At 58.6% G+C, this 20116-nt stretch carries 16 protein-coding genes; 3 read left to right on the top strand and 13 right to left on the bottom strand.

The features are described from left to right. Positions 1-19: 19 nt before the first annotated feature. The 6 genes from ACQY8Q_RS22020 to ACQY8Q_RS21995 all read right to left on the bottom strand — a co-directional run bounded on the left by ACQY8Q_RS22020 (position 20) and on the right by ACQY8Q_RS21995 (position 8970). The gene (locus tag ACQY8Q_RS22020) at positions 20-1561 is read right to left on the bottom strand and encodes a caspase family protein (RefSeq protein ID WP_428428511.1); all 1542 of its coding nucleotides are present in this window, start codon (positions 1559-1561) and stop codon (positions 20-22) included. Further along, positions 1561-3099: a caspase family protein gene (locus tag ACQY8Q_RS22015; RefSeq protein WP_428428510.1), complete on the bottom strand. Its 1539-nt coding sequence runs from the start codon at positions 3097-3099 to the stop codon at positions 1561-1563. Before ACQY8Q_RS22015 ends, ACQY8Q_RS22020 begins: the two co-directional genes overlap by 1 nt. Next, positions 3100-3996, bottom strand: coding sequence for an OmpA family protein (locus ACQY8Q_RS22010; protein WP_428428508.1), 897 nt, complete (start codon positions 3994-3996; stop codon positions 3100-3102). It lies immediately after the preceding gene. 70 nt (positions 3997-4066) lie between these two features. Next, a complete protein-coding gene (locus ACQY8Q_RS22005) occupies positions 4067-7321 on the bottom strand; it encodes a c-type cytochrome (protein WP_428428506.1) in 3255 nt (1084 codons plus the stop codon). Between the two features lie 43 nt (positions 7322-7364). After that, on the bottom strand, positions 7365-8624 hold the full coding sequence (locus ACQY8Q_RS22000) for a ferredoxin reductase family protein (protein ID WP_428428505.1): 1260 nt from the start codon (positions 8622-8624) through the stop codon (positions 7365-7367). 184 nt (positions 8625-8808) lie between these two features. Then, entirely contained in the window at positions 8809-8970 is a 162-nt protein-coding gene (locus tag ACQY8Q_RS21995; protein ID WP_428428504.1) for a hypothetical protein, read from the bottom strand. A 253-nt stretch (positions 8971-9223) separates the two neighbouring features. On the opposite strand from ACQY8Q_RS21995, the gene ACQY8Q_RS21990 reads away from it, so the two are divergent. Further along, positions 9224-11503, top strand: coding sequence for a M10 family metallopeptidase C-terminal domain-containing protein (locus tag ACQY8Q_RS21990; protein ID WP_428428502.1), 2280 nt, complete (start codon positions 9224-9226; stop codon positions 11501-11503). A gap of 276 nt (positions 11504-11779) precedes the next feature. Here ACQY8Q_RS21990 and ACQY8Q_RS21985 read toward each other — a convergent pair whose 3' ends face one another. The 5 genes from ACQY8Q_RS21985 to cysG all read right to left on the bottom strand — a co-directional run bounded on the left by ACQY8Q_RS21985 (position 11780) and on the right by cysG (position 16709). Beyond that, the gene (locus ACQY8Q_RS21985) at positions 11780-12592 is read right to left on the bottom strand and encodes a ferredoxin--NADP reductase (protein ID WP_428428501.1); all 813 of its coding nucleotides are present in this window, start codon (positions 12590-12592) and stop codon (positions 11780-11782) included. Between the two features lie 137 nt (positions 12593-12729). Continuing rightward, on the bottom strand, positions 12730-13227 hold the full coding sequence (locus ACQY8Q_RS21980) for a DUF934 domain-containing protein (RefSeq protein ID WP_428428500.1): 498 nt from the start codon (positions 13225-13227) through the stop codon (positions 12730-12732). Positions 13228-13244: 17 nt separating this feature from the next. Further along, positions 13245-14918, bottom strand: a complete 1674-nt coding sequence (locus ACQY8Q_RS21975) for a nitrite/sulfite reductase (RefSeq protein ID WP_428428498.1) — start codon at positions 14916-14918, stop codon at positions 13245-13247. Positions 14919-14932: 14 nt separating this feature from the next. Beyond that, on the bottom strand, positions 14933-15247 hold the full coding sequence (locus tag ACQY8Q_RS21970) for a DUF2849 domain-containing protein (protein WP_113315683.1): 315 nt from the start codon (positions 15245-15247) through the stop codon (positions 14933-14935). A 1-nt stretch (position 15248) separates the two neighbouring features. After that, positions 15249-16709 carry a siroheme synthase CysG gene (cysG, locus tag ACQY8Q_RS21965; protein ID WP_428428496.1) on the bottom strand — a complete coding sequence of 487 codons (1461 nt, stop codon included), beginning with the start codon at positions 16707-16709 and terminating at the stop codon, positions 15249-15251. A gap of 246 nt (positions 16710-16955) precedes the next feature. Here cysG and ACQY8Q_RS21960 point away from each other — a divergent pair, with 246 nt between their 5' ends. Both ACQY8Q_RS21960 and mazG read left to right on the top strand, forming a co-directional pair. Continuing rightward, complete coding sequence (locus ACQY8Q_RS21960) at positions 16956-17543, top strand: nucleoside deaminase (RefSeq protein ID WP_428428494.1); 588 nt, start codon at positions 16956-16958, stop codon at positions 17541-17543. A 5-nt stretch (positions 17544-17548) separates the two neighbouring features. Beyond that, on the top strand, positions 17549-18382 hold the full coding sequence (mazG, locus tag ACQY8Q_RS21955; protein ID WP_428428493.1) for a nucleoside triphosphate pyrophosphohydrolase: 834 nt from the start codon (positions 17549-17551) through the stop codon (positions 18380-18382). A 56-nt stretch (positions 18383-18438) separates the two neighbouring features. Here mazG and hflX read toward each other — a convergent pair whose 3' ends face one another. Both hflX and hfq read right to left on the bottom strand, forming a co-directional pair. After that, positions 18439-19764 carry a GTPase HflX gene (gene hflX / locus ACQY8Q_RS21950; RefSeq protein ID WP_428428491.1) on the bottom strand — a complete coding sequence of 442 codons (1326 nt, stop codon included), beginning with the start codon at positions 19762-19764 and terminating at the stop codon, positions 18439-18441. Between the two features lie 78 nt (positions 19765-19842). After that, a complete protein-coding gene (hfq, locus tag ACQY8Q_RS21945) occupies positions 19843-20085 on the bottom strand; it encodes an RNA chaperone Hfq (RefSeq protein ID WP_018325164.1) in 243 nt (80 codons plus the stop codon). Positions 20086-20116: the final 31 nt, after the last annotated feature.

Raw genomic sequence — 20116 nt, 5'->3', positions numbered from 1 at the left:
CCGGCTCTACTCGCGAGGATTACTCCACGGTATATTTCAAAGTTCCTAGCGACCACTGCACGGCGCGGTTTTCGGTATCTCCAGTCCAAGCCTTCTGAAGCTTGACGACGATCTCACTGAGGGACTGACGGGCATCGAGTTCGGCATTTAGGCCCTGCGCCGGCGGTGCAACGTCCTTCAAATCCACCGCATCGCTGACGACGATGGCAACCAGCATATTCTCGCCGTTGCCATCAGCCTCGAAATCGAAGCCGTAATAGTCGTCCGGTATGGTCAATGCCGAACCGGCCGACAGCGGCGTGATTTTCTGCGCCATATCGTTCGGAAAAATCTGCGTCGCCATGCCATCGCCGTTCACATCGAGAAGGACGAGATTTCCCGCATATTTGCTGGTGACCGAAATCTTGAAGGCTTTCCCCTTCCTCAGCTTCGGACCGGTATCCAGCGAAACCGTGACCTCGCCTGTATCCGCCTTGCCCACGATGTCTCCGACCGCTGCGATGGGATCGGCATCGACATATGCCGGTGCACCGCCTGCCTCGACCTTGGCCTCCTGGTACACCGGCTCCGGCTTGTTTGAAGGTTGATGCGCCGCCTGTTCAGCCCTGTCTGGCTCCGGCTCGGCGACACTGGTTCCCAGCACCTCCGGCACGCTTTCCAGCTGTGGATCGAGATTGTCGCAGTCGTCCAGCGTCGCGCAATACTCTTTCGATTTCCGGGTTACGTATTCGAAAAGCTCGGCATTGCTGATGAGACCATTGCCATTCGCATCAGATTCGCGCGGTGTGTAGCCGGCTATGTAAGCGGATGTAAAAACGCCGTGCCGCTTCTCGATCGGCAGGCGGACATCATCCCACGCCACTTGGTAGGCCGCAGCGGCACTCCAGGCCGTCAGCCCGCCCGCCGTCAACTGCGCCGGTTTATCGACGACACCGAGATCGATGCGCAATCCCCGGGTTACCGGCTGCTTTCCAGTCTGGGCAAACGGGCGCGGCAGATAGCGCGCACCGTTCAAGCCTGACACCGCCTGTGGCGACAATGACCGGGAAATCGTGCCCGAATGACAAGCATCGATGACCAGCGTCACCGCCCTGCCCTTCAATTTCTCCAGCACCGCCTCAAGGTCGTCGTCGAGGATGACGTTCGTCCAGTCGTCGTCGCCGGCCTTGATGTCATAGGTCGAAATGGCCTCGTCCATTCCATCCTCCTCATCGCCACTGACATCCTTGACCTGCAGGCCATGGCCGGAGAAATAGAGGTAGACCCGGTCTCCGGGCGCGGTTCCGGCAACCAGCCATTCGTCCATCGAGGATAGCATCGCCTGCCGGGTTGCCTTCTCGTCAGTCAGAACCCGGATTGCTTCAGGTTTGAATTGCAGCATCCCCGTCAGAAGCGCCTCGATTGCCTTCACGTCGTTTTTCGGGCCATGCAGAAACATATCCTGCGGCAGGTTCTCATAGGTCCCGATACCGATTACCAGCGCCCGGTCTTCCGCCGTTGCCGCGCCCAATGAGGCCAGGCACCCTAGTGTGGCGATGGCAATGGTTCGCAAAGCGGTCATCACAATTTTTCCCGGGTGTAGAGCGGCTGGATCGCCACGCTGGTATCGGTCCCGTCGATACGGGTGGACAAAAGCTGCAACACGACCGCCGCATCGACGTTCTTGCTGGCCAAGGCCGCGCCAATCGCATCGATGGGTTCATTGGTGGAAATGACGATCAGATGGTCGGCGCCGAAGGGTTCGACGACTTGCAGATTGCTGAGCTTGAAGGCGACACCCGCTGTACCCTCCGACTGGACGTCCAGCAGCTGCACCTGGCCGGTATTGGCAAGATTGAACACCACCATGTTCTTGTAGCCTGACGCTGGGGCATGGAAGGAAATCTTGTCACCAGCGGCATAGATATCCTTCTGCGGCGTCAGGGACACGGTGCCCGGGTTCTGGCTCGCCATCAATTTCAGAAAATCGAGCAGAATAAACTTGTTGACGACCGCTTGGATCATACCGGCGTCGATATGCTCACCGGCAACGTCACCATTCGGTGTAAAAAAGATGCCACTGGCGGCGTCCCAGCGGTAGGGTACGCCCGTTCCGCCGGTATTGTCCGGCACGGCATCCGAGCCCTCGACCGACAGCGCAAGCTTGCCATCCCAGCCGGTTCCGCGAACGGATTGATAGGTCTTTTTCGCGCCCGGCTCAGTGGCAACCGCTGCACTCCGGGTCAGCGGCATAACCACCTCATCCTCGGATCGCGGCAGTTGCGGCGTAAAATTCGGGACCTGCAACGCCTCGGACTGGTTCTTCACATTGGCGAAGACATAGTCTTCCAGCTCCACCCGGGAAAGGCGGCCGTCACCATTGCGGTCCGCAGATCCTTCCACGGCACGGGCAAAACTCCAGCTCAAGGCACCACGCGGCTCGCCGTCGATGATGACCTCGGGTGACGGCTGGCTCTCCAGCGAAGCAGCAAGCACCGTCACGTTGCGGAACTGCGCTTCCTTTACGGCAGCACCGGACACGGCCTCTTCAGACGGCGGCGCCAGCTTGACCGTGACGGCTTGGGCAAGACGCGTCTTGCCGGAAAAGGACCGGCTCATGCCGCCGGAGTAGCAACTGTCGGAGACAAACAGAACCTGCACGCCCTTGGCTTCGGCTTCGGAAAACCAAGCGTTCAACTCGTTATCGACAATGATCTCGTGTTCCGTTTCCGCAGCGCGGCTGCGGTCGAAGCCAGGCAATTGCAGGAACTCGTCGAGCCCATCGGCCTCATCACCGGCAACAAGTTCCGGCATCTGGGCACCGTGCCCTGCATAGGTGAAGATGATCGTATCGCCCTTGACGGCAGTACTGACAAAGCCAGCCCAGGCCGCGCGAATATCGTCCTTGCGGGCAGCCGCATCAAAGAACGCTGTTATCTGATCGACGCCCGCCCGCCGCAGGGCGCCCTCCACGTCCTTCGCATCCTTGACCGCGCCATCCAGACTGACTTCGTGGGGATAGGCATCGATGCCGATGACCAGAGCAAAGGTTTTTGCCGATACGGCACCGAGCGGCGCTGCGGAAATCAGGAGGGCAAGAGCCAAGCGGCGCAGCATCATTCAGTTCTCCACATCGACTTCGACGCGCCGGTTCATCTGGTTCAGCGTCTCCTCGTCATAGGCACTGGCATCGTCGGCCTTGAACGGTTCGTCCTCGCCCTTGCCGACCGTTTTCCATTGGCCTGCGTAGCCTTCGGCTACGAGATACTCCGCCAGAGCATCGGCGCGTTCCAGAGAAAGTGTACGATTCGCATCAGCCGTGCCTACCGGATCCGTATGGCCGATCAGGGTAATCGCCTTGGGTTTGACCGATTTCAGGCACTCGGACAGGTCCTTGGCCGATTCCAGCCCTTCCGGGGTAAACTCCGCCGTGCCGAAGATATAGCGTACCGGCATCGATTTCTTCTTCAGCGACACACCGCGATAGCTGATCTTGCAGGCGCCGCGCACGGTGAGCTTTACCGGCCTGGGTGCGGCAAGCCGCATCTCGGTCGCCATATGATCCAGCCGGACGATGTAGGCCGCATCCGGGGCCATCCATTGAGGTGTCAGCACCGCGTTGGCGGCATCCTCCAGCGCCAATTGATAGTAGCGCGCGGCCGCCTCATAGTCCCGGCGATCCCGGTTGATATCGCCGAGCGCGTCATAAACTTGCCAAGGCGCTGAATTGCTGGTGCGGATCGTCTCCAGCTCCTTCTCGAAATCCGCCAGATTGGCGCCCTTCCCGACGGCACCGACGATCCGGTTGAAGGATGCGAGCGCCGCCACGCGGCTGATCATTGCCTTGTCGTCAGCCGTGCAACCGGGCTTCGGCCGGCCGGCAATCTGTTTCGCCAGCGCCTCGTTTCCGGCATTGGTGGCGTCGGCGACCTGTATCAGGGCATCACACGCCGCCGAAGCCGTCCCCGCAAACAAAAACGCCAGCAGCGATGCCGCAGCCAAAACCCTCAACGTCATCACACGTCTTCCCATGCCATTCCAAATGATCTGTCAGGAGGCCGACGACACTTCGCCGCCGGCCTCTTGGCTATTGCCTGATCTCGAACGTTACCACCTGCAGGCCGCTTGCACCGTTGTCATCTTGCGCCTTCTTTGCGAGGTTGATCGCCAGTCCACGCGTTGGCGGCAAATGAGATTGTGCGACCAGCTGGCGCGCCCGTTCGACCGAAAGTTTCTGGTCACCCAGTCCGCCCTCGCGGCAATAGGCGATCATCGTTTCGGCCGGTGCCGGCGTATCGAACGTCAGGTTGCCGGTACCTGGTTGCGGGATCTGCCGCTTTTCCCCTGCCTGCAGCACCGTGCTTCCGATCATTTCATCGGGAATGACCTCGACATTACCGGTCTCCTCGACATAGAGGATCTGCAGTTCGCAGGCCTTGTTGGAGCTCAGCTCGAACGACAATTGATCGCCGACTTTCGCGGTGGTCGTCGCGACGTGCAGCGCCAGTTCGAGCTTGTTGTTACCGGCAGGCTGTTCCTGACGATAGGCAGGGGTTGCGGCTGCGACCGTCTCGGGCTTGACATAATTCTGCTGCGCGGCCTGACCCGCCACATCATGGCTCGTATTGATCGCCACTACATGCACGGTGGTCGTATCGAGCGGCTTCAATTGCATCAACGGATGCAAAAGCAACGGAAACTGCTGTTCGACTTCGGCGCGCGGGATAGTTGCGCCCGCTTCCAGCGTCGTCACCCAATCGATGCCAAGCCGCAGCGTATCGACATCCTCCACCCGCTTGATCGCCGAGGAAAGCTCGGACGGTGTCATATCGAATTCGGCCGCCAGCGCATCGAAATCGAGTTCATCCTCATATTTGTCGCCGAAATAGGTGACGAGTTCGGCATTACCCGGCGCCTGCATGCTCTGGGCGCTGCCATCCGGCGTCGGTTCTGTCACTCCGAGCTTGACCAGCGCCTCGACGAAACGCTGCCGATCCTTGTTATAGGCTGCATCAAGCTCTTCCTGCGGCACATACATGTCGAGCAGGATGGCCTGCTGATCCTTGTTGAACAACGTCGATGTCTGGATGTGCTCGCGCAATTGGTCCCTTTTCGACAGGATGCCGTTGGCGTGGCAATCGAAGCACGAGCGGGCGTTGATGATCTCCACGCCCTTGCCGATCGGCCGCTTGCGGAAGGAGACGATCGACGTCGGGCCGATATCCAGCTGCTTGCCCGCCGCCGTCGACAGGTAATAGCCCTGCAGCCCGTTCGGCAGCGAGAAGATCATTTCACCGCCATCATGTTCGAAAGCCGTCAGCCCGCTATCGAAAGGCTCCAGTTCCTTTGGCCCCTGCGGAAAACGCTTCAGCACCTGGCGGCCGACATCCCCGCCGAAATCATAGGATTTCCAATAGTAACCGCCGAACGGCATTTCGTGGCGTTCCAGCATGCGATTATGATCGGAAACACCGGACGAGCCGTCGGCAAAGCCCGCACGAAGCACCTGTCGGCGGCGGATATTATCGTCGACGTTGATCTGGAACCGCTGTTCCAGTTCGCGAATATGCGTCGGCAGCTTCATCAGCTGATTGTAGATCTTCGGCTTGGCAGCATTGGCCATGAACCAGTCGATGCGCATGATCGGCAGGACGGTGTCGGTCTCCTTGGTCAGCGCCAGAAGCGACGCATCGCTGCCGGGATCGACGCCGTAGAAATATTGCGAAATCAGGAAATTATAGTCGTCCGCCGACCATTGCAGGTCGCGCAGATCGACCCGGACCATCAGTCCGTTGGTGCCTTCGACCTCCTGCGGCAAGACGAGCTTCGGACCATAGGAGAGCGAGTTCAGGAGCTTCTTGAAGCCGCCGGCCAGAACGTCCATGCGCTTCATAAAGGTCTTGTCCTCTTCGCAGCCCATCATGCCATTGTATTGGTTGCGATAGGAGAAGTAGCGCATGTATTGGCGGTCGAGATCGTTGACCTTGGAAATGTCCTTCAGCCCGGCCTCGACGAAATCCCGGTAGGACAGCATCGGACGGGTGCGAGCGGGCTTGCTGGCTGCGGTCTGCGGCAGGTCCGATTGCTTGAGAGAATTGATCCAGTCCTCGAGGCTCTTGACTTCTTCCGCAGTCGGCCGCTTGCCGAGCGGCATGCGGCCGCTGGTGACCGATGTGAACAGACGCGATTTCGCCGCATCGCCCGGAACCACGAAGGCGGCGTCGGCCGCAATGGTGCTGAGGTCACCGGCCGGGTAGGATCCTTGCGAGCTCTCGCCCGGACCGTGACAGTTTCGGCAATATTTGCCGATGAAGGCATCGGCCTGCATCGCCAAACCGGCACTGTCACCCGCCAAAGCGGATGCGGGCGTGCTTTCCTTGCAGACTGCCGTTGCCGATTGCGCCACCGGTTGTGGCGGCTTGACCTCGCGGTCGGACAGAAAGGCATAAATCGCAGTACGGTCCTTCTCGGTCAGCGCCGACAATCCGTGGGCGATCTCGCGCATCACTGGATCGGTCAAGGGCGCGCCCGAAAGCTTCTTGCCTTCGTCGATCAGCCCGACGGTAAACGCCTCCGGCGATGCAAGGCCTGCCATCCGCGCCCTGGAAATATCAGGGGCGACCGCGCCGGTCAGGCCTTTTTCGCCGGTATAGGCGTTGTCCAGATCGAGACCGTAGGTGGTGGTGCGCGGCGTGTGGCAATCGCCGCAGCCACCGACGTTTTCGACGAGATAGCGTCCGCGCTCCATCTGGGTTTCTTCGCGCGACTGATATTCCGGCACGTTGAAATGACTGCGCTTCCACAGCGTAATTGTCGTCTGGCGGCTATAGGGGAAAGCGATCTCGTGTTCCTGCGACACCGCATCGGAACCTATCAGCGTGTCGATATAGCCCTTGATGTCGAGCACGTCCTCCGGCTTCATGCCACCATAGGCGGTGTAGGGCATGACCGGATAGAGATTGTTGCCCTTCCGGTCGATCCCCTGCATGACGGCGTTGAGAAACTGGGCATTGGTCCAGCCGCCGATACCATTGGCATGGGGCGAAATGTTCGGCGCATAGAATTTTCCGATCGCCGTATCCATCTCCAGTCCGCCGGACAGGACCTCGGTATTCCTGACTGATCCGTGGCAGGCGCTGCAACCGGAGGCGTTGAACAGATATTTGCCATTTTCGGTGTTGGCCTTGTAGGTCGCATAGGCATCGTCAGCAAAGGCATCGCGGGCCGATGCTGCGGCCGGACAGTGGATCACCGCCAGCACTGTCGCTGCCATCGCCAAAATGCAGCGCGGCAGGCGCAGGCCAAGGATGATTTTCCCGGACAGTTGATCGAACATGCGCATGGCTTGTTCTCCTTGCTTTCTCAAACGACCAATAGGCAATGCATTACCGGAACTCGAACTGCTCGAACTCGACCCGCTTGGGGTTCTTTCCGAGGTCCTTCAGTCCTTTTTCAATGACTTTTCTCAACAATGGCGGTCCACAGAACCAGAGGTCTGCACCGGTTGGATCGACAGCGCTCGATGCCGTAAGCTTTGCCGCATCGAGCCGTCCGTCGGTTTTGGAATCATGCAAAGTGAAACTGAAATTTGATAGTTTTTCCGCCTGCAATTCGAACGTGTCGAGACCGATTGCCTCGCTGCGATCGCGCACACAGTAGACCAGATGAATGTCCTGGCCCTCATCCCCCTTCAGGCGCCCCGCCATTGCCAGAAACGGCGTAACACCAATGCCGCCGGCGAGCCATATCTGTTTCTTGCCGCCCCGGCGATGGTTGAAATGGCCATAACCACCCTCCAGCTTGAGACGGTCGCCGACCGCGATGCGTTCGCGCAAGGCCTTGGTATAGTCACCCAGAGGCTTGATCGCAAAACGGACGACGCCGTCGTCATCCATGCCGGCAATCGTAAACGGATGCGGCTCGCGCAGGCCCGGCTTGTTGACCCGGAAGAACCCGAACTGGCCGGGCTTGGCGCGCAGCGGACGCCGTACCGGCCGGGCCGAAATGATCGTGGCACCCTCGTGGCGCTTCACATCGAAGACCGCGTAGGTCCGGGTGCGCAGCCAGGGAAAAAGCTGGGTGTAGATGTAGCTCAACGTGCCGATTATGGCAAAAATGTTGAGATAGGTCGCCAGCATGGCGGTGCCGTCATAAGGCCGCTTGATGAACGTCTGGTGGAAGGCGACCATGATGAACAGTAGGCCTATGAAACGGTGTGTCAGGCGCCAAAAATGGTAGGGTATCTCGATCCTTGTCTTCGGAATGATCTTGATGATGCTCAAGAGCAGCAGCAGCACCAAGGCATAGAAGGCGTATTCCCCCGCCTGTGCCGCCAGCTTATTCAGCCCGCCGGTCAGCGACAGGCCCTTGAAATCCGGCGTGATGACATAGTGCACGAGGATCAGCACAAGCACCGTGATGCCGACCCGGCGATGTGTCTGGTAAATCCGGTCAAGGCCGCCGAAAAGGCGCTCGACGAACGGCGGACGGGTTGCCATGAGCAGTGCCAGCGCCATGCCGGTAAAAGCCATGGACGATGCCATCAGTGAAAACGTGGTGCCCGCATTGGTGTGACTGACCGCAGGCACGACCAAGAGCCCCGCAAATCCCATCAACGACCAGACAAGAACAGCACCCGCACGCACGCAGTTTCCCCCACCAATTCCGCAGCAGCGGAGCCCCAAAGCAAGACTGGCAAGGACCTCAAGCTTCGTCAACTGCTATTGTAGAAGTTACGATTTTGCGGCGGGCTTTATTCGCAGGCACCAGCTTCTGTGATTGCGGGGAAATCTCGCCGGGCAGCGGGAGAGGCAAAAAGGCAACTCACGCCTATCGCAACGTGCCCTTCGCAAGTACGTCGCGTGCCTTTTGCGCAAGCGGATGTTCAGGGTGACGGCGGATGAAGCGCTCATAGGCTTCGCGCGTGCCCTTTCGGGTGACGCCGTCATATTCAGACTGGACGGCGGCCTCGGAATCCGGCGCAGGCGTCATGATTCCGCCCGTTCCTTTTGGCGTTTGCGCGGCCAGAACGGTTCCGCTAAAACAACCTGCGATCGTCCAAAAAGCGGCAACGAGCGTCCATTGCCTGCGAAATTCAACCAGCATATCAATGCCTCTTCAGTTTTAAGAAAGTTATACGTGCCATTGATACTATAGTGCTTTTTGGCTACGTCACTGACGCGGTAGTTTTTCAGACAATTTTCTTATTTTAGCTTTCTATTCTTTATCGTAAGAAGGGTAAACCATGACTGGCATCAACAAAACGACAAAGACGATTACGGCTACAGGTGATCAACTCATCGACAGCGTCATCTCCACCTACGCTTGGGGTGGCACCTCGGTAACCTACGCGTTCCCCACGCTGACCAGTGACTATTCCTATACAGAAGAGACTTCAAACAATTTCACGACCGTTTCGACAGCCCAGAAAAACGCCGCGCTTTTTGCCATGGAGAAGTCTTTTGGCTCTGCCGCGAATGACGGCTTCTCGGTGGAGGGGTTCACGAATTTGGATTTCTCGGCTGGCGCCGCAAGCACTTCAACTCTTCGTTTTGCCCAATCGGACACACCGGAAACTGCTTATGCCTACTATCCGGGCACCTGGGAAAAAGCTGGCGACACCTGGTTTGGCACAGGTTACGCTGGCACCGCTAACGATTACCGTACCCCGGAGGCCGGCAATTACGCCTGGCACACCTTAATCCATGAACTTGGTCATGCACTTGGCCTCAAACACGGGCACGAGACGGATACTTTCGGCAAGACGCCCGCCCAATATGACTCTGTAGAATATACGGTCATGACGTATAATGGTTTCATTGGCGATACGGCCACTGGCTACCGCTATGAAAAATTCGGCGCACCGCAGACCTTCATGATGGCCGACATTGCAGCGCTTCAGCATATGTACGGCGCCGATTACACCACCAACAGCGGCAATACGGTCTATAAATGGACGCCGACCAGCGGCAACACATTCGTCGATGGTAAGGTAGCGATCGACGCCGGCGGAAACCGTATTTTCGCCACGATATGGGATGGCGGCGGCCGCGATACGTTTGATCTCACCGCCTACAAAACAGCGTTGCAGATCGACCTGCGCCCAGGTGGATATTCGAAGTTCAGTGCCGATCAACTGTCTTTCCTGGGTGGAGGACCGAATGATGGCTTTGCGCGCGGCAATATCTTCAATGCGCTGCTCTTTCAAGGCAACACGGCGTCATTGATCGAGGACGTGAAAGGCGGTTCAGGTAACGACAAGATCACCGGCAACCAGGTTGCCAATGTGCTTTATGGCAATGGTGGCAACGACATCCTAAACGGGGACGCAGGCAACGACTTTCTGGTCGGCGGCGTCGGTGCCGACAAGCTCAACGGTGGTACGGGCACGGATACTGCCAGCTACGCCGGCGCTACGACAGGCGTGGTCGCCAATCTTGCCACATCCACGGCGAACACCAATGACGCCAAGGGAGACATCTATTCGTCAATCGAAAACCTGACGGGATCCAGCTATGCAGACAGGCTTTCCGGCAATGCTGGTGTCAACACCCTATCCGGCGCTGCAGGCAACGACATTCTGAACGGAGACGCAGGTAACGACATGCTGGTCGGCGGCATTGGTGCCGACAGGCTCAATGGTGGCGCAGGCATAGATACTGCCAGCTACACCCGCGCCACGACAGGCGTAGTAGCCAATCTTGCCACATCCACGGCGAACACCAATGATGCCAAGGGAGACGTGTATTCATCGATCGAAAACCTGACCGGATCGAGCTATGCGGACAAGCTCTACGGCGATGCAAGCATCAATATCTTGTTAGGTGATGCGGGCGACGATCTGCTAAATGGAGCAGCCGGAAATGACGTGCTGAACGGGGATGCGGGTAACGACATTCTGGTCGGCGGCATTGGTGCCGACAGGCTCAACGGTGGCGCAGGCACAGATACTGCCAGCTACGCCGGCGCCACAAAAGGCGTGACCGCACATCTCGGCAGACCCAATGTGAACACCAATGATGCCAAGGGAGACGTGTATTCATCGATCGAAAATCTGACCGGATCGAGCTATGCAGACAGTCTCTACGGCGATGCCAAAGCCAATACCCTGTCCGGTAGTGCAGGCAACGATCTGCTGAGCGGAGCAGCCGGAAATGACCTGCTGGTCGGTGGCATTGGCGCCGACGATCTGTACGGCGGCGGGGGAGCTGACCGGTTCATCTTCTCGGCAACCAATGAGTCCACGCTCGCGGCAACGGGGCGGGACAGTATCTTCGATTTTCTAGCTTCTCAGGGCGACAGGATCGACCTATCCCGCATTGACGCCAATACAAAAATTGCTGGCGATCAGGCATTCTCGTTCATCAACTCCAGTGCTTTCAGTGGCAAGGCTGGCGAACTCCGATATGCGTCATCTGCATCCGACACCTATATATACGGTGACGTGAACGGCGATGGAAAAGCGGATTTTGCCATCCACCTCGATGATCAAATCGCCATGCAAAAAGGCTATTTCCTTCTTTAAAAATCTTTAAAACCATAAGGATGGAGGCCGGATCAGCGAGTATCCGGCCTCTTTTTTTTGTCAATCCTTTACTGAGAATTCCGACACCGATGTCTCTGCTGGATAGCTTGCTATCAAGTGTAACTCAACCGACTGGATCGATCGACAGTCGTGACCGCGATGGGAAATCTGATGGATCATCTGGGCGAGGCGCAATCACCCTGCCCTGAGGGCTTTCGTGCCAACAAAAAAAGCGGCCTGAAAGCCGCTTTTTCCATGTCCCTTGTAACTTCAGCCTCAGCCGACGAATGCGCGTTCGATGACGAACTCGCCGGGCTTGTTGTTGGAGCCCTCATGCAAACCGGCGGCTTCGAGAATTTCCTTGGTTTCCTTCAGCATCTCGGTCGAGCCGCAGATCATGCCGCGGTCGACGGCCGGATCGAACGCCGGCAGGCTAAGGTCGGAGAACATCTTGCCGTCGCGCATCAGATTGGTGATGCGGCCCTTGAACAGATAATCCTCGCGGGTGACCGTCGCATAGTGGCGCAGCTTGTCGCCGACGAGTTCGGAGAGGAACTCGTGATTGCGGATTTCCTCGATCAGGTCGAAACCGTATTTCAGCTCGGCCACATCGCGCGTCGTGTGCGTGAGGATGACTTCCTCGAATTTTTCGAAAGTTTCCGGATCGCGGATCAGGCTGGCAAACGGTGCGATGCCGGTCCCGGTCGAGAACATATAAAGGCGCTTGCCGGGCGTCAGTGCGTCGAGCACCAGCGTGCCCGTCGGCTTCTTGCGCATCAGCACCTGATCGCCGGGCTTGATACCCTGCAGATGCGAGGTCAGTGGGCCATCCGGCACCTTGATCGAGAAGAATTCGAGCTCTTCGTCCCAGGCCGGGCTGGCGATCGAATAGGCGCGGTAGATCGGCTTGCCATCGACCATCAGGCCGATCATGGCGAATTCGCCCGAGCGGAAACGAAACTCGGTCGGACGCGTCATACGGAAGCTGAACAGCCGGTCCGTATAATGCGTGACTTTCGTCACCGTTTCGGCGAACACGCCAGCGGGCACGGTTGCGGCAAATTCTTCGATCTTGGCAGGAGCATTCATTTCGGCGTCAGGTCCTGTAATGATGAGTAATGCTTTCAGGTATCAGCGGATAGTCCAAAATGCGCTGGTTTGGAAGCAATTCCGTTCCAATTATAGCGCCTTTTGCGAATTGATGCGTGCTTCAGTGTGTCGCGGCCTTAGGAAACCCGCCGCCAGCTGTAGGATTTCGCATCCGCCGATGGTTTTGCCGTCGGCTGATAGTGATTATCGATCCCCGGAAGCCGGCCTTCTGACAGGCGCTTCAGAGCCGTTTCGTTGCTGACGGCGAAACTGTCGACACCGCAACGCAGCATCAGCGGCACCTGGTCAATCAGCACATCGCCAACGGCCCGGATTTCCTTGCCGTAATGAAGACGAACGCGCAGCAAAGACGCGTGGCTAAACGCCCGGCCGTCGTTGAACGCCGGGAATGCCACGGCGATCAGCGACACCTGTTCCAGGAACGGCTGCAGCCGCGTGATATCGTCGGCCGGGTTGATCAAAACGCCAAGCCCGCTATCGCCGGACGATGCCTTTTCAACAAAGGCATCAATCCCGAGAATGACTTTCTCGTTCGAGCCGGCCTTGACCTCTTCCGTCTCGACAATCCACGGGTCGTCGGTCACGAAGCCGGTTTCTTTCCAGATCTGTGTCATATGCTTGTCCTTGAACCTCAGGCCGCTTCCTGGGCATTGCCGCCGTAGAGCGCATCCTTGAAGGGCTGCGGCCCGACCCGGCGATAGGCGTCGAGGAAGATTTCCGACGCATCCTTGCGCAGACCGAGATAGGTATTGACGATCGTCTCGATCGCATCCGTGACCTTTTCGGGCTCGAAACCACGGCCGATGATCTCGCCGATCGAGGTATTCTCGTCGCCGGAACCGCCCAGCGTGATCTGGTAGAGCTCGGCGCCCTTCTTTTCCACGCCCAAAAGGCCGATATGGCCGACATGGTGGTGGCCGCAAGCATTGATGCAGCCGGAAATCTTGATCTTCAGCTCGCCGATCTCGGCCTGACGGTCGGGATTGCCGAAACGGGTGGAGATTTCCTGCGAAAGCGGGATCGAGCGCGCATTGGCCAGCGCGCAATAATCCAAGCCGGGACAGGCAATGATATCGGTAATCAGACCGGCATTGGCGGTCGCAAGACCAATCGAGACGAGACCGCGATAGAGCGCTTCCAGATCCGCCAGCGCCACATGCGGCAAGATGATGTTCTGCTCATGGCTGATGCGGATTTCATCGAATGCGTATTCCTGCGCCAGATCGGCGATCGCATCCATCTGGCTGTCGCTTGCATCGCCCGGAATGCCGCCGATCGGTTTTAGCGATACCGTCACCATGCCATAGTCCGGATGCTTGTGCGGCTGGACATTATGCTGCACCCAGCGGGCGAATTCCGGATCGGCCTTCTTCCATCCAGCCAGATTTTCCCAGCCTTCTGGACGATCGCCAAGCGGCGGCAGCGTGAAATAGCTGGTGATGGCCTGGATATCGGCTTCCGGCAGTTTCAGCTCGGTGTTCTTCAGCTGCAGGAACTCCTGCTCAACCTGGCCGGTGAGATTTTCCACGCCGGTTTCGTGGACGAGGATCTTGATGCGCGCCTTGTACTTGTTGTCGCGGCGGCCGTGCAGGTTGTACACGCGCATGACCGCCGTCGTGTAGGACAGAAGGTCTGCTTCCGGCAGGAAATCGCGGATTTTCTTGGCAATCATCGGGGTACGCCCCTGCCCGCCGCCGACATAGACGGCAAAGCCGATCTCGCCCTTGTCGTTCTTCTTCAGATGCAGGCCGATATCATGTACCTGAATGGCCGCGCGGTCGCGTTCGGCGCCGGTGACAGCGATCTTGAACTTGCGCGGCAGGAACGAGAATTCCGGGTGAACGGAAGACCACTGGCGCAGAATTTCCGCGTAGGGGCGCGGATCGGCAACCTCGTCGGCAGCGGCACCGGCAAAATGGTCGGCGGTGACGTTGCGAATACAGTTGCCGGATGTCTGGATGGCGTGCATCTCGACCGAGGCGAGCTCCGCCAGGATATCCGGCGTGTCCGAGAGTTTCGGCCAGTTGTACTGGATGTTCTGGCGCGTGGTGAAATGGCCATAGCCGCGATCGTATTTGCGGGCGATATGGGCAAGCATGCGCATCTGGTTGCTGTTCAGCGTGCCATAGGGAATGGCAACGCGCAGCATATAGGCGTGAAGCTGCAGATAGACGCCATTCATCAGCCGCAGCGGCTTGAAGGCATCTTCGGCAAGCTCGCCAGAGAGGCGGCGCGTCACCTGATCGCGAAACTGGGCAACGCGGTCGGCAACAAAGGCATGGTCGAATTCGTCGTAACGGTACATCGGTCTTCTTTTCCTTAAGCCGCGTGCACGGGGCCAGTCAGGCCCTTGTATCCAGGCGCGTAGTCGATCGTCGGGCCTTCGGCACGAACACGCTCGCGCATACGCAGCGGCCGCAGCACGCCTTCCACTTCTTCAATATCAATGACATTCACGTCAACCACCTTGTTGTCGGCAAAGGCGGCCTTGCCGGTTGCTTCCAGAGCGGTGACCGCCTCGGCGTGGCGGGCGACAAACGCATCCTGCAGCGATTCCACCCAGTTACCGGAGGCATCAAGCCAGACGGAAATGCCGTCGGACAGGCGGTTTGCGGTCAATACCTTGTCGGCCATGTCAGTTCCTCACTTCGTCAGTCTGTTTGTGCAGCATGTTCGCGCGAGCGGTGGTGCCGATCGTTTTGCCCTTCACCAGCGGCTGCGAGCGCTCGAAATTCGCGCCAGCGACCGCGTCACCAATGATCACCATGACCGGGCCATCCAGCTCGTCGCGATACTGCAGGTCCGGCAAGTCCTTGAGCGTGCCGTGCAGCAGCTTGCGCTCTGCGCGGCTGGCATTCTCGATGACGGCAACCGTGGTTTCCGCCGGCAGACCAGCCTCGATCAGGCGCGCCGCCACAGAGGCTGCAACCGTGCGGCCCATATAGACGGCAATGGTGGCGCCGGAAATGGCAAGACGGCCCCAATCCGGCAGGACATCGCCGGTCAGATCGTGGCCGGTGGTGAAGATCAGCGAGGATGCGACCCCGCGCAGCGTCAGCGGCAGTTCGAAATCGGCCGCAGCGGCAAAAGCCGAGGTGATGCCGGGCACGATCTCATAGGTGATACCGGCTTCGCGCAACGCCGCCATTTCTTCGCCGGCGCGGCCATAGACCAGCGGATCACCCGATTTCAGCCGCACGACGCGCTTGCCGTCCTGGCCAAGGCGTACCAGAAGCTGGTTGATCTCGTCCTGCGATTTCGAATGGCAGCCCTTACGCTTGCCGACCGAAAGGCGCTCGGCATCGCGGCGGCCCATATCGACGATCGCCTGCGGCACCAGCGCATCATAGACGATGACATCGGTTTCCATCATCACGCGCTGGGCGCGCAAGGTCAAAAGGTCTTCGGCCCCGGGCCCAGCGCCAACCAGCCAGACATGGCCGGGGACACGATCGACCGATTGCAACAGCCGGGACGCTTCACGGCGGGCCTCTGCGACATTCCCAAGCGACACGTGATCGGCAACAGGGCCGGAGAAGAAGCGGCGCCAGAAAACACGGCGGGAGACCCCACGCGGCAGAACACGGTCGGCGGTGTCGCGATAGGCCTGCGCCAGCGACGCGAGCGCACCAAGAGACGGGGAAAGCAGCTGATCGATCTGCGCGCGGATCATCTGGGCGAGCACAGGCCCTGCGCCCTCCGTGCCGATGGCGACTGCGACAGGCGCGCGGTTGACAAGCGCGGGCGTCAGGAAGTCGCAGAATTCCGGTTGATCGACCGCATTGGCTGGAATTTTCTGGGCGCGAGCTGCCGCAACAATGAGGCGATCCTGCGCGGCGTCACCGGTGGCAGCAAACACCAGTGTCGCGCCATCGACCTGATTGGCCTCGAAACGCTTACTCACCAGTTCGACCGTATTGGACGACAGGAAAGCGGCGAAATCAGCTTCCGGCTCATCTGCATAGGCGACAATCCGCGCCTGCGTGTTCAAGAGCAGCCGGACCTTGGCGAAGGCCTCGTCACCATTGCCGAAAACCGCCACGCATTTCTGCGCAACGCGGAAGAAGGCCGGAAAGACGGTCAGTTGCTCGGTCATAACGTGGGAATCTGATCCTGTTACAGGTTCTGCGGAATATCTCTTTTATACGGTGAAAATTGAAGAAACAGAAATTCCGATGCCTTTGCAGGCGGATATTCTTTTGCTCGACTTCAGCATAAATTGAGCAAATATCACCGGCCAGGGGCCTGTTGCAACATCTGACGCGAACGGCTATGCGGCATTGCCTATCCCGGCCGATATCCGTTAAATGCCGTCTTTGACATAGACCGGAGCCATGCGTTGATGAAGAATTCCGACCTTGCAGGCCGCCTGCAGACCGTCATTGAAACGGACATCCTCCCTCTGACGGAGAAAGGCGTGGCTGCCGGAAACAAAATTTTTGGTGCGGCGATCCTGCGCAAATCGGACCTGTCGCTGGTGATCGCAGAGACCAACAACGAGACGGAAAATCCGCTCTGGCATGGCGAAGTGCATGCACTGAAGCGCTTTTACGAGCGCGCCGAAAAGCCCGATACCAAGGACCTGATCTTCCTCTCCACCCATGAACCCTGTTCGATGTGCCTTTCGGCCATTACCTGGGCGGGTTTCGACAATTTCTACTATTTCTTCAGTCACGAGGATTCGCGCGACGCGTTCTCGATTCCGCACGACCTAAAAATCCTCAAAGAAGTTTTCCGGCTCGATCCCGGCGGTTATGCCAAGACCAACGCCTTCTGGCACTCGGCATCGATTGCCGATCTGGTGGCGACATCAAAGGAAGCCGACAAAGCAGCCCTTCGGGCGCAGGACCAGCGCATCCGTCAACGCTATCAAGCCCTCTCCGATGCCTACCAGTCCGGCAAGGACGACAACGCCATTCCACTGAATTGAGCCCCATGCAGCCCTCCAAGGATATCACCCGCCTGCTCGACATCATGGAAGCCTTGCGCCAGCCGGAAACCGGCTGCCCTTGGGACATCGTCCAGACCTTCGAGACCATCAAGCCCTACACGCTGGAAGAAGCCTATGAGGTTGCCGACGCCATCGAGCGCGCCGATATGGACGATCTCTGCGACGAACTCGGCGATCTGCTGCTGCAGGTGGTTTTTCACGCCCGCATGGCTGAGGAAGCCGGCGATTTCGCCTTTGGCGATGTGGTGGAAGCGATCACCCGAAAGATGATCCGGCGCCATCCGCATGTCTTTGCACGCTCCGATGCCGACACGCCGCAGGCCGTCAAACTGCAGTGGGACGAGATCAAGCAGGCGGAAAAAACCGAGCGCCGCGAGCGGCGGGCAAAGCGCGGACTGCCGGAGGATGTCAACAAGGGACATCTCGGCTCCGTCCAGCGCAGCTTTCCGGCATTGGTCGAAGCACTGAAATTACAGGAACGCGCAGCCAAGGTCGGCTTCGACTGGTCTTCGCCCGAACCCATTCTCGACAAGATCGAGGAAGAGATCGCCGAACTGCGCGAGGCGCTGGCATCCAATGACAAGGCAAAGGTTGCGGACGAACTCGGCGACCTGATCTTCGCCGTCGTCAATATCGGCCGCCATGTTGGCGCCGACCCCGAAATGGCGCTGCGCGGCACCAACACCAAGTTCCGCCGCCGTTTCGCGCATATCGAGACGGAACTGGACGCTCATGGAGAAACGCTGGAAGAAGCCACGCTGGAGCGGATGGAAGATCTCTGGCAGGCCGCCAAAGCAATCGAGCGGCAGCTGACGTAACACGCTGCGATACATTGACGTAACGGCATGCCGTTACGTCAATGCGCATTTCAGGCCTACCAGTCCTGCGCGGCGGCTTTCGGGCCATTTCCGAGACGACGATCCAGCTCTTCAGATTCGCTTGGCGTCATGCGCAGATCAAGACTGACGGAACCGTCTTCCAGGTCTTCCCGGCCATCGACCATCGTGTGTTCATAGACCCACGACAGCAGCTGCAGCTTGTTGGCTGGCAGCACGACATTGCATTCCATCAGGACCCCGGACAACCACTTGTTGATCTCCTCGAGAAGGTGATCGACGCCCTCGCCCGTAACGGCGGAAACAGCAACCGTATTTTCGCTGTTTTCGGCTTTCTGCACGAGGCTTTCATGCGCGTCGGCATCCAACAGGTCGATCTTGTTCCAGATCTCGATGATGCGTTCGGAACGGGCCTTGTCATCGATACCGAGATCGGTGAGGATGCGTAGGACGTCCTGCGACTGAACCTGATTGTCGGGATCGGCAAGATCGCGCACATGCAGGATCAGGTCGGCTTCCAGCACCTCTTCCAGCGTCGCGCGGAAGGCGGCGACCAGATGGGTCGGCAGGTCGGAGATGAAGCCGACGGTGTCGGACAGCATGACCATGCGCCCATGCGGCAGCTTCATCCGGCGTAGCGTCGGGTCGAGCGTGGCAAACAGCATGTCTTCGGCGAGAACGCCCGCACCAGTGATACGGTTGAACAGCGTTGATTTACCGGCATTGGTGTAGCCGACAAGCGCCACGATTGGATGCGGCACTTTCTTGCGTTTGGCGCGGTGAAGCTGACGGGTGCGGCGCACCTGCTCCAGCTCCTTCTCGAGCTTGACGATCTTTTCCTGCAGCAGCCGGCGGTCGGCCTCGATCTGGGTTTCACCCGGACCACCCATGAAACCGGCGCCACCGCGCTGGCGTTCCAAGTGGGTCCAGCTGCGAACCAGACGGCCCTTCTGATAGTTCAGATGCGCAAGCTCGACCTGCAGCGTGCCTTCCTTGGTGGAAGCGCGGCGGCCGAAGATTTCGAGAATGAGACCGGTCCGGTCGATGACCTTGCAGTTCCATTCCTTTTCCAGATTGCGCTGCTGAACCGGCGTCAGCGGATGATCAATGATGACGAGCCCGGCATTGTGCTCGCTGAGCAGATGCCCGATTTCTTCGATCTTGCCACTGCCGAGCAGCGTTCCCGGCTTTGGCTGGGCGACGGGCACGATCATGCCGTGCACGACTTCGAGATCGATGGCGAGCGCAAGCCCGATCGTCTCTTCCAGCCGGCTTTCGTCGCTGCGCGTCGAGGTCGCGGCAATGATGTCTGCATTCTGTCTGCCGGTCTTTTTCAGGACCGGGACGATGACGACAGCGCGCATATCATCACGCAGCTTTTCAAGCTCCGGGATGATCGACGCCGATTTTGTATCACGTTTGGTAATGTGTCTTGTATCCCGTCAGGATGCGGATTCTTCGCTCTCGAACATCTGCATCGGCTGGCCCGGCATGATTGTCGAGATTGCGTGCTTGTATACGAGCTGGGAATGCCCGTCACGCCGCAAAAGCACACAGAAGTTGTCAAAAGACGTGACAACGCCCGTCAGTTTCACACCATTGATAAGAAAAATTGTCAGAGATATCTTCTGCTTGCGGACCGTGTTGAGAAAAAGATCCTGCAAGTTCTGAGAACGTTCCGCCATAGCGCCGCTTCTTTCTTATTGTCCGGTCCGA

This window comes from Pararhizobium sp., assembly GCF_965279435.1.
In the GTDB taxonomy this organism is placed as follows: domain Bacteria; phylum Pseudomonadota; class Alphaproteobacteria; order Rhizobiales; family Rhizobiaceae; genus Pararhizobium.
The sequence above is the reverse complement of the archived record's forward strand: the minus strand, read 5'-3'. Positions and strand labels throughout refer to the sequence as shown.